The sequence below is a fragment of the Sphingorhabdus sp. Alg231-15 genome, assembly GCF_900149705.1.
In the GTDB taxonomy this organism is placed as follows: domain Bacteria; phylum Pseudomonadota; class Alphaproteobacteria; order Sphingomonadales; family Sphingomonadaceae; genus Parasphingorhabdus.
In genome coordinates this window covers 637304-652774 of the sequence record NZ_LT703001.1, presented here as the reverse complement: position 1 = coordinate 652774, position 15471 = coordinate 637304, and the positions used below count along the sequence as shown (strand labels likewise).

Annotated in this window: 16 protein-coding genes and 1 tRNA gene; 10 read left to right on the top strand and 7 right to left on the bottom strand. The window is 51.7% G+C overall.

Features of this window, described 5'->3' with window-relative positions; translation table 11 throughout:
• Positions 1-5: 5 nt before the first annotated feature.
• From DG177_RS03100 to DG177_RS03085, 4 genes are read right to left on the bottom strand one after another with little or no spacing between them, the layout of a single operon-like run.
• Complete coding sequence (locus DG177_RS03100) at positions 6-1226, bottom strand: amidohydrolase family protein (protein ID WP_108810159.1); 1221 nt, start codon at positions 1224-1226, stop codon at positions 6-8.
• A complete protein-coding gene (locus tag DG177_RS03095; RefSeq protein ID WP_108810158.1) occupies positions 1223-2227 on the bottom strand; it encodes an aspartate carbamoyltransferase catalytic subunit in 1005 nt (334 codons plus the stop codon). The genes DG177_RS03100 and DG177_RS03095 overlap by 4 nt, the downstream gene beginning before the upstream one ends.
• Before the next feature lie 22 nt (positions 2228-2249).
• Positions 2250-2711, bottom strand: a complete 462-nt coding sequence (gene ruvX, locus DG177_RS03090) for a Holliday junction resolvase RuvX (RefSeq protein ID WP_108810157.1) — start codon at positions 2709-2711, stop codon at positions 2250-2252.
• Positions 2711-3835 carry a DUF3089 domain-containing protein gene (locus DG177_RS03085; protein ID WP_108810156.1) on the bottom strand — a complete coding sequence of 375 codons (1125 nt, stop codon included), beginning with the start codon at positions 3833-3835 and terminating at the stop codon, positions 2711-2713. The genes ruvX and DG177_RS03085 overlap by 1 nt, the downstream gene beginning before the upstream one ends.
• Positions 3836-3965: 130 nt before the next feature.
• On the opposite strand from DG177_RS03085, the gene gatC reads away from it, so the two are divergent.
• The 7 genes from gatC to tig all read left to right on the top strand — a co-directional run bounded on the left by gatC (position 3966) and on the right by tig (position 10667).
• Complete coding sequence (gene gatC / locus DG177_RS03080) at positions 3966-4253, top strand: Asp-tRNA(Asn)/Glu-tRNA(Gln) amidotransferase subunit GatC (RefSeq protein ID WP_108810155.1); 288 nt, start codon at positions 3966-3968, stop codon at positions 4251-4253.
• Complete coding sequence (gatA, locus tag DG177_RS03075) at positions 4253-5734, top strand: Asp-tRNA(Asn)/Glu-tRNA(Gln) amidotransferase subunit GatA (RefSeq protein ID WP_108810154.1); 1482 nt, start codon at positions 4253-4255, stop codon at positions 5732-5734. Before gatC ends, gatA begins: the two co-directional genes overlap by 1 nt.
• A gap of 2 nt (positions 5735-5736) precedes the next feature.
• Positions 5737-7224 (top strand): Asp-tRNA(Asn)/Glu-tRNA(Gln) amidotransferase subunit GatB, encoded by a 1488-nt coding sequence (gene gatB / locus DG177_RS03070; RefSeq protein ID WP_108810153.1) that lies wholly within the window; start codon positions 5737-5739, stop codon positions 7222-7224.
• Positions 7225-7301: 77 nt separating this feature from the next.
• Positions 7302-7880 (top strand): hypothetical protein, encoded by a 579-nt coding sequence (locus DG177_RS03065; protein WP_108810152.1) that lies wholly within the window; start codon positions 7302-7304, stop codon positions 7878-7880.
• Positions 7877-8875 carry a hypothetical protein gene (locus DG177_RS03060; protein WP_108810151.1) on the top strand — a complete coding sequence of 333 codons (999 nt, stop codon included), beginning with the start codon at positions 7877-7879 and terminating at the stop codon, positions 8873-8875. Before DG177_RS03065 ends, DG177_RS03060 begins: the two co-directional genes overlap by 4 nt.
• Before the next feature lie 103 nt (positions 8876-8978).
• Positions 8979-9063, top strand: a tRNA-Leu gene (locus DG177_RS03055).
• A gap of 53 nt (positions 9064-9116) precedes the next feature.
• Positions 9117-10667 carry a trigger factor gene (gene tig, locus DG177_RS03050; protein ID WP_108810150.1) on the top strand — a complete coding sequence of 517 codons (1551 nt, stop codon included), beginning with the start codon at positions 9117-9119 and terminating at the stop codon, positions 10665-10667.
• A 55-nt stretch (positions 10668-10722) separates the two neighbouring features.
• Here the strand turns inward: tig and DG177_RS03045 are convergent, their stop codons facing one another.
• On the bottom strand, positions 10723-11334 hold the full coding sequence (locus DG177_RS03045; protein WP_108810149.1) for an ATP-dependent Clp protease proteolytic subunit: 612 nt from the start codon (positions 11332-11334) through the stop codon (positions 10723-10725).
• A 223-nt stretch (positions 11335-11557) separates the two neighbouring features.
• On the opposite strand from DG177_RS03045, the gene DG177_RS03040 reads away from it, so the two are divergent.
• Together DG177_RS03040 and clpX are read left to right on the top strand one after the other, a co-directional pair.
• Entirely contained in the window at positions 11558-12184 is a 627-nt protein-coding gene (locus DG177_RS03040) for an ATP-dependent Clp protease proteolytic subunit (protein WP_108810148.1), read from the top strand.
• A 140-nt stretch (positions 12185-12324) separates the two neighbouring features.
• Complete coding sequence (clpX, locus tag DG177_RS03035) at positions 12325-13596, top strand: ATP-dependent Clp protease ATP-binding subunit ClpX (RefSeq protein ID WP_108810147.1); 1272 nt, start codon at positions 12325-12327, stop codon at positions 13594-13596.
• Between the two features lie 122 nt (positions 13597-13718).
• Here clpX and DG177_RS03030 read toward each other — a convergent pair whose 3' ends face one another.
• Positions 13719-14051, bottom strand: a complete 333-nt coding sequence (locus DG177_RS03030; protein WP_108810146.1) for a cupin domain-containing protein — start codon at positions 14049-14051, stop codon at positions 13719-13721.
• A gap of 209 nt (positions 14052-14260) precedes the next feature.
• Between DG177_RS03030 and DG177_RS03025 the strand changes: the two genes are divergently transcribed.
• Entirely contained in the window at positions 14261-14662 is a 402-nt protein-coding gene (locus DG177_RS03025; RefSeq protein WP_108810145.1) for a GFA family protein, read from the top strand.
• 78 nt (positions 14663-14740) lie between these two features.
• Here DG177_RS03025 and mtgA read toward each other — a convergent pair whose 3' ends face one another.
• Entirely contained in the window at positions 14741-15445 is a 705-nt protein-coding gene (gene mtgA / locus DG177_RS03020; protein WP_108812738.1) for a monofunctional biosynthetic peptidoglycan transglycosylase, read from the bottom strand.
• Positions 15446-15471 lie beyond the last annotated feature (26 nt).

Genomic DNA, 15471 nt, shown 5'->3' with positions numbered 1-15471 from the left:
GAAAGCTAAAGCGCTTTTCCGCCCTTATATATTGCACGAACGCGACCCTGTACGGGTAGCTTGTCAAATGGTGTGTTACCCGCGGATGCCGCCATTTTTCTTGTATCCACCTGCCAAGGGGCTTCGGGATCGATCAAGATCAGATCAGCCTCATATCCTTTGAAAATCTGCCCTGCTTCCACACCCAGTATTTTTGCCGGAGTGGCGGAAAGCAACGCAAACAAGCGGTGCATATCAATGAACCCGTCGCGGACAAGGTTCAATGAAAGTGCTAGCAACGTCTCGGCACCGGCCATACCGGATTCCGCCTCTGCAAATGGCAAGCGTTTATCCTCGGGACCGCGCGGGTCGTGACCCGATGAAATCACGTCAATTGTTCCATCCTTTATCGCGGTAAGACATGCCGTCCGATCGTCCTCGCTTCTCAGCGGTGGTGAAAGCCGTGCAAAAGTTCGGAAGTCACTGGTTGCAATATCCGACAGGAAAAGATGGGCGGGCGTAATGCCGCATGTCACAGGCAATTGTTCCGCTTTTGCAGCGCGTACCAGATCAAGACCCTGGGCGGTGGTCACTTGACGGAAATGAACATGAGCACCGCTTTCTCGTACCAGGGCAATATCACGCGCAATGGAGAGCGCTTCGGCCGATGCAGGCGCACTGGGGAGACCCAGACGGGTCGCGGTTTCGCCAGCCGTTGCAACAGCACCGGCGGTCAAGCCACTATCTTCGCTATGCACAATGACTGGCATGTCCAGCGACCGGCAATAGTGGAGCAGCTTCAGCATGATACCGCTATCGCCAATCCAGTTTCTGCCCGTCGCTACAGCTCGGGCTCCGGCTTGCTTCATCAGACCGATTTCTGCCAGTTCGTTTCCAAACAGACCTTTTGTTGCAGCAGCCAGAGGATGAGACCATAAATCCGGTTTTCCCTCAGACGCGTTATGTTTGATCATCGCTGGCAGATCGAGCGCCGGTGACTGATCGGGCATTAAGGCCGCGCGGGTAATGCCGCCGAAATGAAAGGCGGGCTTGTCGATGGCAAAAACACCAAGGTCAATAATGCCGGGAGCCAGCAGCTGGTCCTGGCAATCCACTACATCATGACCGTCTGGTGCAATTGTCGCCCCTACGCCTACAATGCGGTCACCTTCGATCTCTACACTGACAGCTTGTGGTGTGATTTCCCCGGGGATCAGCACTCTGGCGTTGGTGAACAGCTGTTTCATGACCAGCCCTCCACGCCGCGAGATCGCCGGGTTAAGACGTCCAGACAGGCCATTCGGACCGCAACGCCCATTTCTACCTGTTCGGTTATTGCGGACCGATCAGGATCATCGGCAATATCACTGCTAATCTCTACTCCACGGTTCATTGGTCCTGGATGCATGACCAGTGCATCGGGCTTCGCCAGTGCCAGCCGCTCTCGGGTCAAACCGTAGAGGTGGTGGAATTCTCTGGGGCTCGGAATGAAATCCCCGTTCATCCGTTCATTCTGCAGCCGCAGCATCATCACAACGTCAGCTCCGTCAAGCGCTTGTTCAAAATTGGAGAAAGCCTCAACATTCATGCGATCAAGAGCCGCTGGCAACAGTGATGTCGGCGCGCATACTCGCACCCTTGCGCCCAAAGTGGTCAGGCAATAGATGTTGGAACGGGCCACTCGGCTATGCATGACATCGCCGCAGATCGTAATGGTCAACCCGCTGATATCGCCTTTACGCCGCTGGATGGTCAGCGCATCCAATAGGGCCTGAGTCGGATGCTCATGGCTGCCATCACCGGCATTCAAGACCGGACAGTCAACCTTGTCCGCAATCAGCTGCACGGCACCGGAACTGCGGTGTCGGATGACAATCGCATCCGCCCGCATGGCATTGAGCGTGACCGCTGTATCAATCAGCGTTTCACCCTTTTTGACGCTGGATTGCGCAGCATGCATATTTACGACGTCGGCGCCCATGCGTTTGCCGGCAATCTCAAACGATAGCAGCGTGCGTGTACTATTTTCAAAAAAGGCATTGATGACTGTTAGCCCATCCAACCGATCGACATGTTTGCTAGATTTGCGATTGAGATCGACCCATTGTTCCGCCTCCTTCAGCAGAAATAGTAACTCCCAGGGCTGCAATCCTGCGATACCCAATAGATGGCGATGGGGAAAAGCGTCCGATCCTGCGGGAAACTGATGTCCGGCGGCGGAAGGTGAACCTGTTTGCTGCGATGTCATTAAAGCCAGCCCTATAGAGCCATCATTCTACGGCGGCAAGCCCGTCAATTGCTCCTTGCAGGATATACGCAGCGGCCATCTGATCGACCACTTCGCTGCGCCGTTTCCGGCTGACATCGGCAGCGATCAGTTCACGGGTCACGGCTTGTGTGCTCCAGCGTTCGTCCCATAACAATATAGGGAGGCCAACTGGGCGCAAATTTTGGGCAAAGGATTTTGCAGCCTGAGTCTGTTTGCTCTGGCTGCCGTCAAGATTGAGCGGCAGGCCGACAACGAATCCGGTAACATATTGATCGGTAATGACGGTTTTGATTCGCTCCAGATCCTTTGAGAATTTCCGGCGCTCGATCGTCTCCGCAGCGGTCGCGATCATCCACTGCGCATCGCAAAGTGCCATGCCCACCGTCTTGGTGCCGACATCGAGTCCCAGCAAGCGTCCGCCATCGGGCAGCGCAGCCCGAAAAGCGCTTCGGTCGTCTGTCATTAGCGCGAGAGAAATGCAGTCATCCTTTTCATCACATCTTCGCGAACATTACGCCAGAACAGACTGTAATCATAGACATGATAGTTGTTGCCAGGCAGGGTGTAGGGGCCCAGATCTGGTGGATCGCCGATAAGCAGAAATCCGCGATCGTCGCAGCGCGCTGGAACGGCACCAGCGACCAGTGTTGCATCGCTTAGTTCATCATTCGGTACCAAAGTTCCGAGATTTAGTTCTGCTGCAGATTCGGAATTGGTGTCGCCATTTATCGGATTGGTACAGAGTAAGTTTGTATCCTTACGCGGCTCGCCGTTAAAGCCGATGGTCGTGTCATAAACTTCGACAATACGGCCATAATCGGCCGGCTCGGCAAAGCTTTCCCAGCTTAACAGGCAATTGGATTGTTCAGCGGACTCGCATATGTCGAGACCCAGCGCTGGGACGTCGGCCTCTACTGACACCGGCCAGCCGACCACGTAAGCGGCGACGATTCGGTTCGCCAAGGGTGTGCCGGCCACCCTGTCTTTCAACAAATTTGTAAGATGCAGGCTGCCCTGACTATGCCCAGCCAATATAATCGGGCGATCGTCGGGAACTTCACTAATGAAATAGTCAAAGGCAATCAGAACATCCTGATAGGCGGCATCCAGCGCTTGTTGACCCTCTTTCTTCTCGGTCAGGAAAGCGCCAAGCGTGGCCTGGCGGTAGCGCGGTGCCCAGACATCTCCGGCCTTATTGAAAGCACTTGCCTGTCCGCGCAGGAATATCTTGGTCCGGTCCTCGGTTTCCTTGTCGCCAAGCGGCGCGTTCCACTTGTCCTTGTTGATAAAGGATGTCGGGTGCACGAAGAAAATCGCGGCGCGTTGGTCTTTTTCGGGAGCCTCTCTACTTGATTCATAGCCTTGAGGCAACCAGAGGGCAGGGTTACCTTTCTTGATTTCCGGGCGCGCATACCACATCGAAACATCGGCATAGATACTGTCTTCCAGCACTTCCTGAGCTTGAAATTCGGTGTCGGGTACAAACACGACTTCGGCTAGTTCTTCTCCGTAGACACGCAGGACAAATGCCCCTGCGATGACCAATACGATCATGGCTGCAACGAAATAGAGAAACTTACGCGCCAATTATTTTACTCCAATTTGGGCTATAGCCGCTCATTCAACTTGAAGCGGCCTCGCGCCAATGCTAGCGGCGCGAGGTACACAATATTCTGTGCTATTACCCGAAAAAAGATGAACCGATAAAGAATGAATCATGTCAGTCGATAAAGAAACCGTCAAAAAGATCGCAAGCCTGTCTCGGATCGCCGTAACTGAGGCAGAGGCCGACGCATTGGTGCCAGAGCTTAACAATATCCTCGGATGGGTCGAGCAACTGGGCGAAGTGGATTGCTCCAAGGTCGAACCGATGACCGCAGTTATCCCCAATAAACTGCGCTTGCGCGATGATGTGGTCAGTGATGGCGATGTCCGCGATAAGGTCCTCGCCAATGCACCAGTGGCTGAACATGGCTTCTTTGGTGTGCCGAAGGTGATCGAATAATGGCTGAGATTTTTGAATTGGGTATTGCAGGCATCCGCACGGGTGTGGCTGCTGGCGATTTTACCGCGAAAGAAGTCGCCGAGACGTTTATTGACCGGGTGAGCGCTGCGAAGTCGTTAAACGCGGTGCTGGTGGAAACGCCGGATCATGCTCTCGCTGCGGCAGAGGTAACCGATAAAGCGAAGGCGGCTGGCGAAACGCTTGGTAAAATGGCGGGTGTGCCGATTGGTATGAAAGACCTGTTCTGCACAGAAGGCGTTGCGACAACGGCGGGCAGCCTGATTTTGGATGGTTTCACACCGCAATATGAATCAACTGTGTCGGCCAACTTGTTCAAGGCCGGTGCTGGGATGCTTGGTAAGTTGAACATGGATCAGTTTGCCATGGGGTCATCCAACGAAACAAGTGCTTTCGGCAACGTGATTTCGCCGTGGCGCCGCAATGATGGCGGCAATACAGATATGGCACCTGGCGGCTCTTCTGGAGGCAGCGCAGCTGTAGTGGCTGGACGCATTTGCCCTGCGGCTACCGGAACCGACACCGGTGGTTCGATCCGCCAACCCGCAGCTTTTGTAGGCATTACTGGCTTCAAACCAACCTACGGTCGCTGCTCGCGTTGGGGCACCATTGCCTTTGCCAGTTCGCTCGATCAGGCTGGACCCATGGCACATGACGTTCGCGATTGTGCGATCATGCTGGAGGCGATGTCCGGCTTTGATCCCAAGGATTCAACGTCGCTTGATTTACCGGTTCCCGATTGGGAAGCAGGATTGAAAAGCGATCTCACGGGCAAACGTATCGGCATTCCCAAGGAGTATCGGGTCGACAATATGCCGCCGGAGATTGATGCGCTTTGGCAGAAAGGGATTGAGTGGCTGAAAGATGCAGGCGCGAAAATCGTCGATGTGTCCTTACCGCACACCAAATATGCACTTCCGGCCTATTATATCATCGCTCCGGCAGAAGCCTCGTCCAATCTCGCACGCTATGATGGTGTGCGTTATGGAATGCGCGACCTACCGGACGGGGCAGGGCTGCAGGATATGTATGCCGCCACCCGCGAGTCTGGCTTTGGGCCCGAGGTCAAGCGCCGGATCATGATTGGCACCTATGTGCTGTCTGCTGGCTATTATGATGCTTATTATACGCAAGCCCAAAAGGTCCGTACTTTGATCTCTCAGGACTTCGACAAGGCCTGGGAAAGCTGTGATCTGCTGCTGACGCCAACCGCACCGAGTGCTGCCTTTGGACTGGGTGAAAAAACCGATCCGCTGGCAATGTATTTGAACGATGTGTTTACGGTTCCAAGCAGTCTTGCAGGGCTGCCAGCCATGTCGGTTCCGGCTGGACTGGACGGGCAGGGGCTTCCTTTGGGGTTGCAGATTATTGGTAAGGCACTGGACGAGCAAGGCGTGTTTAACGCTGGTCTGGCATTGGAAGAACGCGCCGGCTTTGTTGCAAAGCCGGAGCAGTGGTGGTGAATATGACTGAATCAACCTATCGAATCCAGGGCGCAACAGGTGAATGGGAGGTCGTTATCGGCCTTGAGGTTCACGCGCAGATAACATCCAACGCAAAACTCTTTTCGGGTGCGTCTACGGAATTTGGTGCTGAGCCAAATACGCAGGTAAGTCTGGTCGATGCGGCGATGCCCGGCATGCTACCCGTGCTGAACAAGGAATGCGTCCGTCAGGCTGTGCGCACGGGTCTTGCCCTAAATGCGCAGATCAACAAATATTCACGTTTCGACCGGAAAAACTATTTCTATGCCGATTTGCCGCAAGGCTATCAGATTTCCCAGCTCTATCACCCAATTGTGGGCGAAGGTGAAGTCGAAATCTCGCTGGATGAGAAAGATCCGGATGCCCATGGTAAAACGGTCGGGGTCGAACGTATCCATATTGAGCAGGACGCCGGGAAACTGATGCACGATCAGCACCCGACCATGAGCTATGTCGATCTTAATCGCTGCGGTGTGGCGCTGATGGAGATCGTATCCATGCCGGATATGACATCACCTAAGGAAGCAGCAGCTTATGTGCGTAAGCTCAGATCAATTCTCCGCTATGTAGGCAGCTGTGATGGCAATATGGAGCAGGGTAGCATGCGTGCCGACGTCAATGTCTCCGTCCGCAAGCCAGGCGACAAGCTGGGTATCCGGACAGAGACCAAAAACGTCAACTCCCTGCGCTTCATTCAGCAGGTGATCGAATATGAAGCCCAGCGTCAGGTCGATGTGCTGGAGGAAGGCGGCGAGATTGTTCAGGAAACGCGTCTATTTGACCCGGACCGGAACGAAACCCGCTCGATGCGCTCCAAGGAAGATGCGCATGACTATCGCTATTTCCCGGACCCGGACCTGCTGCCGCTGGAACTCGAAGATGACTTTATCTTTGATTGCAAAGCCAGCTTGCCGGAACTTCCGGATGAAAAGCGGGCGCGTTATAAGAATGTACTTGGTCTTAGCGCCTATAATGCAGCGGTTCTGACAGCTGAGCATGAAACCGCATTGTGGTTCGAAGAATTGCTCGAAACTGCCAAAGAACCTGAGAAAATCGCCAGTTCAGCAGCCAACTGGCTGACGTCGGAGCTTTTTGGTGCGCTCAACAAAATGGGTCTGTCGATCGAACAAAGCCCGGTTTCCCCGAAGCAAGCCGCAGAGCTTCTCGGGCTGATCGCAGATGGAACAATTTCCGGTAAAATCGCCAAGCAAGTCTTCGAGATCATGCTCGAAACCGGTGATGGCGCAGCCAAGATCGTTGAAGAAAAGGGCCTGAAGCAGGAATCCGACACCGGCGCGATCGAGAAAGTCATCGCCGACGTCATGGCGGCAAATGGAGACAAGGTCGCCGAGTATCGCGGCGGCAAAGACAAATTGTTCGGTTTCTTCGTTGGTCAAACCATGAAAGCGATGCAGGGCAAAGCCAATCCACAGGTTGTGAATGAGCTTTTGAAAAAAATACTGGGCTAACAGTTTTTAATTATGTAGCTAAAGTTCCTGATCTGAAGCCGCGATTGTGGTTTCGGCTACTTGGGGGACAAGGATACATGAAGAAGATTATGGGTGTGCTGGTTTTGGCCAGCTTCTCTCAGGCTTTGGCAGCGCAAGCTATCAAAAGCGAACCGCCACTGGAGGCTTTTTCCGACGAACAAATTTCGGATGTTGAATATCCGGACCTTCAGTTTGAAGAGACCGAGGGTGATATCAAGGTTTACGATAAATACTTCTTTTTCCATCGCGCTGAGACAAACTTCGATGTAGCGTTTGGGGATATAAATGAATGTGACGCGTTGGCCCGTGGCGCGGGATATTATCGATCAAATGTTTCCTATTATTCTCCTCAGGCCGGCGTGCTGGGAAGCGCCGCTGGCAGTATCATCGGGTCCATGGTGGCTGACGCGATTTTTGGTTCTGCCGAAAGGCGGAGAATACGCCGCGTAAATCTCCGCAACTGTATGGCTTTCAAAGGATATGAACGCTACGGCCTTGAAAAGGAGCGATGGCAGAAGTTCCACTTTGAGGAAGGCTTTGGTGAAGCCAATGCAGTGAAAAGACGCAGTTATTTTATGGTTCAAGCCAAAGTAGCTTCCGGGCCGAAACCTGCCGGGATGGTGCTTGAAAAATGATCAAATTTACAAACACGAAATTCACTTTGGCGCTGTTATCGCTCGCCTGCCTGCTGCCCATTGGTGTGGCACAGGCAAAGAGCAAAAATCTTGAGTTCAATGCTGTTGAAGAAAAGAAGATCGTCAACGGTACATTCCAAATGGACGAGTCCAAGGGTTATATCTTTTTGCACAGCAATAGCCGGCAGTTCGGTGTGTTTATCAAACAGCCAAGCGAAGCAGATATTCAGGCCTACGAAACGGATTGGGCAGAGAAGTTTGAGAAAGCAAAAAAGAAATATACCAGTAAATTAAAGAGATGGGAAAAGCTGAAGGAAGCGAAAGCCTCCAAGCCGGGGAAAAAGCCAATTGAACCCACCGCCGAGAATTTTTCAATCGGACCCATCGAGCTAAGAAATTCTGTGAGTTTTGGACCCCAATTTGTTTTCAACAAGGACAAATCAGATAAAGAAAATCCGGTTTTCCGTTACATGATTGAAGTCGAGCCTGGAAATTATCTTTATCATGGTCCCGTTTTTACGGTCCCAGGTACGGCAGCTTCCGGTGTTTGTTTTTGTTTGGGGAGTGTCCAGTTTCAAGTGAAGCCGGGCGAGATAACAGACCTTGGTAATTTTCTGACAAATGCTCCTGCATTAGACAATGGCGGAACCAGCCTGGTTGGCACAATGTTTCTGCAAAATAGGTCGCCGGATTCGAAGCAGCTGAGGTGGTTAAAGAATCCTGTTGCATATGGTGTGCCAGAGTCACTTTCATCTTATGAGGCGGTTAAAGCAGACTTTTCTCCATCTGGAAAAATGAACAACGTATATCGTGCTATGGTGAGTAGGATGGGCCCGGTTGATGGATTGTTCCGTTATGATCGAGACAAAATGGTCGATCTGAAGGTTGAGCCTGAGCCTGAAGCAAATCAGGCTGAACCCGAGATTCCGGAAGTTGATTCAGCTGAGGGGAGCGGAACAGTTGAAGAAGCTGCAGTGCAGCCAGAGGCAAGCTGAACGTTATTGGATTTCAGCTGTCTTCCCACTTGCCCTTTTGATACCTTTCCGCTAGGCGCACGCGTCAATCAAAATTCGATAGTGATTTGACGGTGTAACTCGTGCGGGCGTGGCGGAATTGGTAGACGCGCCAGATTTAGGTTCTGGTATCTTCGGGTGTGGGGGTTCGAGTCCCTTCGCCCGCACCAAAACACCGAAAAACAGGTCGAAATAGAAATTATGAAGGCATTAAAGGGTAATCATGCAGATTGTTGAAACGCTGAACGAAGGTCTGAAACGGGCCTATGACATCAAAATCTCCGCGAAGGACATTGAAACGCGTGTGGATAATGAGGTCAAGAAATTGGCTCCACAGGTCAATATGCCGGGTTTCCGTAAGGGCAAGGTTCCAGCGAATCTGGTCCGCAAGATGCACAATGATGCCTTGATGCAGGATGCTCTGAGCAGCACGGTTCAGGAAAGCGTTGAAAAAACAATCGCAGACAACAAGCTTCGCCCAGCCATGCAGCCAAGTGTTACGCTGGCTGACGGTTACGAAGCCGGTAAAGATGCCGAAGTGAAAGTTGAGCTTGAAATTCTACCCGAGGTTCCAACACCGTCCGTTGATGGCATCAAGCTGGAGCGCTTGCAGGTCGAAGCGGATGAAAAAACCGTTCAGGAGTCGCTCGACAAGTTTGCCGAGAGCCAGAAACAGTTTGAAACCGCAGCCAAGAGCCACAAAGCAAAGATTGGTGACCAGTGCCTGATCGATTTCGAAGGCAAGGTTGACGGTGTGCCTTTTGACGGCGGCAAAGGTGAGGGCATGGCTATCGAGCTTGGCTCTGGCCGCTTGATCCCTGGTTTCGAAGACCAGTTGGTTGGCAAGAAAGCCAATGACGAAGTCCTGGTCAAAGTGACCTTCCCGGAAGATTATAATGTCGAGACCCTGAAGGGCAAAGATGCGACATTTGATGTCGTAATCGGTGAAGTGCAGACGGCCAAAGCTGCCAAGGCCGATGATGAAATGGCGAAAGCCATGGGCCTTGAAGGTCTCGAGCAGCTGACCGAATTGCTGAAAGGCCAGATTGATCAGGAACTTAACGGTCTGACCCGTACGCATATGAAACGCAAATTGCTGGATCAATTGGCTGCTTCACATGATTTTGAAGTGCCGCCAACCATGGTCGAAGCGGAGTTTAACCAGATCTGGCAGCAGCTAGAGCAGGAAGCCGCTCAGGAAGAAGATCCCGAAGCAGCGAAAAAAGAAATGGAAGACGAAAAAGACGAATATCGCGAGATCGCTGTTCGCCGTGTTCGCCTTGGCCTGCTTCTGTCCGAAATTGGCCAGGCCAATGGCGTAGAAGTCAGCCAGCAGGAAATGTCCATGCTGATCCAGCAGGCTGCCCAGCAATATCGCGAAGAAGACCGTCAGCGGTTCGTTGAATATATTCAGCAGGATCAAATGGCTGCCGCTCAACTGCGCGCACCCATGTATGAAGACAAGGTTGTCGACTTCCTGTTCGAAAAAGCCGAGATTACGGATAAGACGGTGACCCGCGACGAACTGGAAGCTGCCATCGAAGCCGAAGACGAAGCGGAAGCCAAGCCAGCCAAGAAAAAAGCGCCGGCGAAAAAACCTGCTGCCAAATCAGCCAAAACCGAAAAGGCTCCGGCGAAGAAACCAGCGGCCAAAAAGCCGGCGGCAAAAAAGGCAGCTGCAAAAGCACCGGCAAAAACCGCTGCGAAAAAGCCTGCGGCGAAGAAACCTGCCGCTAAAAAGCCAGCAGCCAAGAAGCCTGCGGCGAAGAAATAACAACCCAGTTCATGCTAGCCGGACATGCATGGCATGCTCCGGCTAGTCTCATGGCCTAGAAGCTGACTTCGTCAGCCTTGTTAATAACGGTACCCAAGATACCATATTCTTTGGCTTCGTCTGTCGACATCCAATAGTCACGGTCAATATCTTTGCGCACACGGTCAATTGATTGTCCGGTCGCCTCTGCAATTTTTTGAGCGATTCGTTCGCGCATCTTGACAATTTCTTCTGCTTGAATGGCAATGTCTGATGCTTTTCCGCCTGCACCGCCAGATGGTTGGTGGATCAGAAAGCGGGTATTGGGTAAACAAAATCTCTGTTTGGTAGGGACACCGAGGAATATATGAGTAGCTATGCTGGCTACCCAACCCGTGCCGATTACAGCGACAGGCGCGCTGATATATTCGATAAGATCGTGGATCGTGTCGCCAGACTCCACATGACCACCCGGCGAATTGATGAGCAGTCTGATGGGTTCATCGCCGACATGATCAAGATATAACATCTGTGCTGATACGCGCTCGGCCAGTTTTTGATCGACACCTCCGAAAATCATCACCGTCCGCGTCTCCAGCATCCGTTTCATCATGAAGGCCATAGGATCTGACGCTCCATTATCTTCGTCGGCATGAAATTCAGGAATGGAAGGCGAATATGATGGCATAAATATCTCCTGCGAAAACGGGATGTTTCGGTGATTCTGGGAGCATAGCCGGAGGATATTTGATGCGCAATGTCATCCGATGACCATAATGGTTTGGAAAAAATCCTTAACCGACTTGAACATTGCTTAAGATACACCGATGTAGGGCTGAACGGATGGGGACTCCGGTTGGCGGTGTACCCATTTTCAGATCCTGGTTTTTCACAGAAGGCACCACATTATCATGCATGATCCGATCGTCGACGCTCTTGTTCCCGTCGTTATTGAGCAATCCAACCGCGGAGAGCGCAGCTTTGACATTTTTTCACGGTTGCTGCGGGAGCGTATCGTCTTTGTAACCGGTCAAGTTGAGGACGGCATGGCTTCGATCATCACCGCCCAACTCTTGTTTCTGGAGTCGGAAAACCCGAAGAAGGATATCTATCTCTACATTAACTCGCCCGGCGGTGTCGTGACAGCTGGCATGGCGATTCACGATACCATGCAATATATCCGGCCTCGCGTGGGTACGGTTTGCGTCGGACAGGCGGCTTCCATGGGTAGTTTTCTGCTGGCTTCGGGTGAACCCGGCATGCGTATGGCGACCACCAATGCTCGGATCATGGTCCATCAGCCCTCTGGCGGCGCTCAGGGCATGGCATCTGACATTGAAATCCAGGCCAAGGAAATCTTGCGGATTCGTAGCCGGATGAACGAGCTTTATGCCAAATATACTGGCAAACCGATCAAAGAGATCGAAAAGGCGATGGACCGGGATACGTTCCTGGAAGCTGATGAGGCCAAGGCCTTTGGTATTGTCGATGAAGTCTACGACAAACGGCCAAAACCCGCTGATGAAGATGCTAAATAAGGCGTTATCGCGGGCCTAAATGAAAATTAAGCCGCTTTTGATAGACTTAAGGGTAGCAACGGATGGTGCCAAAAAAAGCGGTAGCATTTTGTATTTTGAGGGTTAGATTGCAGTTTCTAGCCCAGTTTTAAGGACTTTTTATGACGAAATTGACGGGATCTGATTCGAAGAGCACGCTATATTGCTCTTTCTGCGGAAAATCCCAGCATGAAGTCCGCAAGTTGATTGCCGGACCAACCGTATTCATCTGCGACGAATGTGTTGAACTCTGCAACGACATTATCCGCGAAGAAACCAAGGGCGCGATTACTGGCAAAAAAGACGGCGAAGTGCCATCTCCGCAGGAGATTTGCGACGTCTTGAACGATTATGTGATCGGTCAGGACCGGGCAAAGCGCGTTTTGTCTGTAGCGGTTCACAATCACTATAAACGCCTCAACCACGCCGCCAAATCCGGTGACATTGAGCTTGCCAAGTCCAACATTCTGCTCGTCGGGCCGACGGGTTGCGGCAAGACGCTATTGGCACAGACTTTGGCGAAGACCTTTGACGTGCCATTTACAATGGCTGACGCCACGACATTGACCGAAGCGGGCTATGTCGGCGAAGATGTCGAGAATATCATTCTGAAGCTATTGCAATCTTCCGATTATAATGTCGAGAAAGCGCAACGCGGCATCGTTTATATCGATGAAATCGACAAAATTAGCCGTAAAGCGGAAAATCCATCAATTACCCGGGACGTGTCAGGTGAGGGCGTTCAGCAGGCTCTGTTGAAGCTTATGGAAGGCACAACCGCCAGTGTTCCACCACAAGGCGGCCGCAAACATCCGCAGCAGGAATTCCTGCAGGTCGATACGACGAACATCCTGTTCATCTGTGGCGGTGCATTTGCTGGTCTTGAAAAAATCATTGGCGATAGGCTGGAGGCCAAATCCATCGGTTTTGGCGCTCATGTCGCGGCCCCGGAGGAACGCAAGATTGGCAAGTTGCTGGCCGATGGCGAACCTGAAGATCTATTGAAATTCGGCCTGATTCCGGAATTTGTTGGTCGTTTGCCGGTCATTGCAACGCTGGAAGACCTAGATATCGATGCGCTGGTTCAGATTCTACAGGAGCCGAAAAACGCTCTGGTTAAGCAATATGCAAAATTGTTTGAACTGGAAGATGTTGGTCTGACCTTTACCGACGACGCTCTGGTTGCCATCGGTAACAAAGCGATTGAACGCAAAACGGGTGCACGCGGCCTGCGGTCTATCGTTGAGAATATCCTGCTCGACACCATGTTCGATCTTCCTGATCTGGAAGATGTGGACGAGATTGTGATCGACAAGGATGTCGTCGCCGGCACCAAAGAGCCAGTGAAAGTCATCGCGAAGAGCAGCAAGGCCAAGAAAGAAGACGCGGCTTAGCATCCCGAGAAACTGAATCACGATGCAGACCACGGCTATTCTTGTCCGATGCTCGCTTCATACCGCATAACGGCGTCAAACCATCAGTGAGTTTGAGGATTCGGGTCGAATGAATTCTCAAACTAGTTTGGTTTTCCACCCTCTTTCGTCGAGGTAATATTCAGACCAACAACCAAGAATCGGACTTCTTTTTCTGCGGACGGCCTGTGCTCTATCCCCTTTGGGACAGTGAGCATCTCACCCTTTCCTAGGGTCACATCACCAGTACGGAATTCGATTTTCATCTCGCCATCAAATATTATGAAAAGTTCGTCTTGGTCATCATGTTTGTGCCAATGGGTGGAGCCAATTCCTTTTGCGACTTTGAACAGCGATCCATTTGCTTCGGTCAGTATTTTTTGCGACCAAAATTCGGTCAAGGCGTCAAGCTCGGAGATAATGCTAGATTTCTGCATGTCGTTTCCTGATCCTTGCGCCATTGATCGAAGCTCAGATCAAAGGGGCGTGCATTTTCTGTTGGGTCCCGTTTATCACAGATTGGCAATAACCTGAAAACAGGGGGACAATTGTGGCAGCTTCAATATCGCGACATGCGTTGACATAATTGTCCTGTTCTTTGCTATGACGTTTGAACTGATGCTCACTAGGAATGGAATTATAGGTCATGGTAGAAGGACGCTGTAATTGCAGTTCAGTAATCTTTGCGATTGATATTGAACCCAAAGACATATTTGTTTGTCACTGCTCAATCTGCCGCCGGTGGACCGGGAACAGCGGTGTCGCGGTTATCATCGTTCCGAAAGACAAGTTCCGCTGGATGACTGGCGAAGAGCAAGTCATGTGCTGGACCAAACCAGATGCCGATTGGCAAAGCTGGTTCTGTAGGACCTGCGGCTCAGCATTACCTGGAGCGAATGATGATTTGAACATGTTTGTTCCCGCTGGGCTGATTAAATCAAATACTGCAAACCTTCGTATCGCTCATCATATTTGGGTAGGATCAAAAGCATCATGGGATGAGATATCAGGCGATGCAAAGTTGCATCTCGAGGAGTTCCAAAACTGACTTTTAATTCAGGATTTCTCTGACAATTTCTAATGCTCGCTTTTTCGTCCAAAGCGGACACAGGCTTAAGGCATTGAACTACTTATAGACGCAAGCATCCAATCCCTGGCGCTTCACCACATTAATCCGTGCTGCGATGGTATTGCCATAGCGTCGGGTAAAGCCACTCGCGCCGTTTACCGCCCGTTTCTTGGGCAAGGGCAGGGCCGCGGCTATGCGTGCTGCTTCGATCTTGGTGAGCTGTGACGCATCTTTCTTGTAGTAGCGCTGTGCGCCCGCTTGCGCTCCATATGTGCCAATACCGGTTTCCGCGACATTGAGATAGACTTCCATGATGCGTTTTTTGCCCCAGATCTTCTCGATCAAGAATGTGAAATAGGCTTCCAGTCCTTTGCGGAAATAACCGCCGCCTTGCCAGAGGAAGACGTTTTTGGCGGTTTGTTGGGAAATAGTGGAGCCACCACGGATGCGACCACCTTGGGCATTGCGCTTGATTGCTGAGCGTATGGCCTCGCGATCAAAGCCATCGTGGCTACAGAACTTGCTATCTTCAGCGGCGATGACCGCTCGTGCCAGATTAGGAGATATGGCTTCCAGAGGTTCCCAGTCTTTGGTGATACTGTTGTCATCCATGATCATCGTGGCGGTGATCGGCGGTGGCAGAAATGCCAGCAGACCCACCCATGCAATGGTGATCAATAGAAAATAGACGACCAGCTTGAATAAAAGCTTGATGATGCGCACGGGCAGAGATTTTGCTTTTCGGCGGGATTTTGCAGCCATGATCATCAGATAATAAAAAAGCGCCC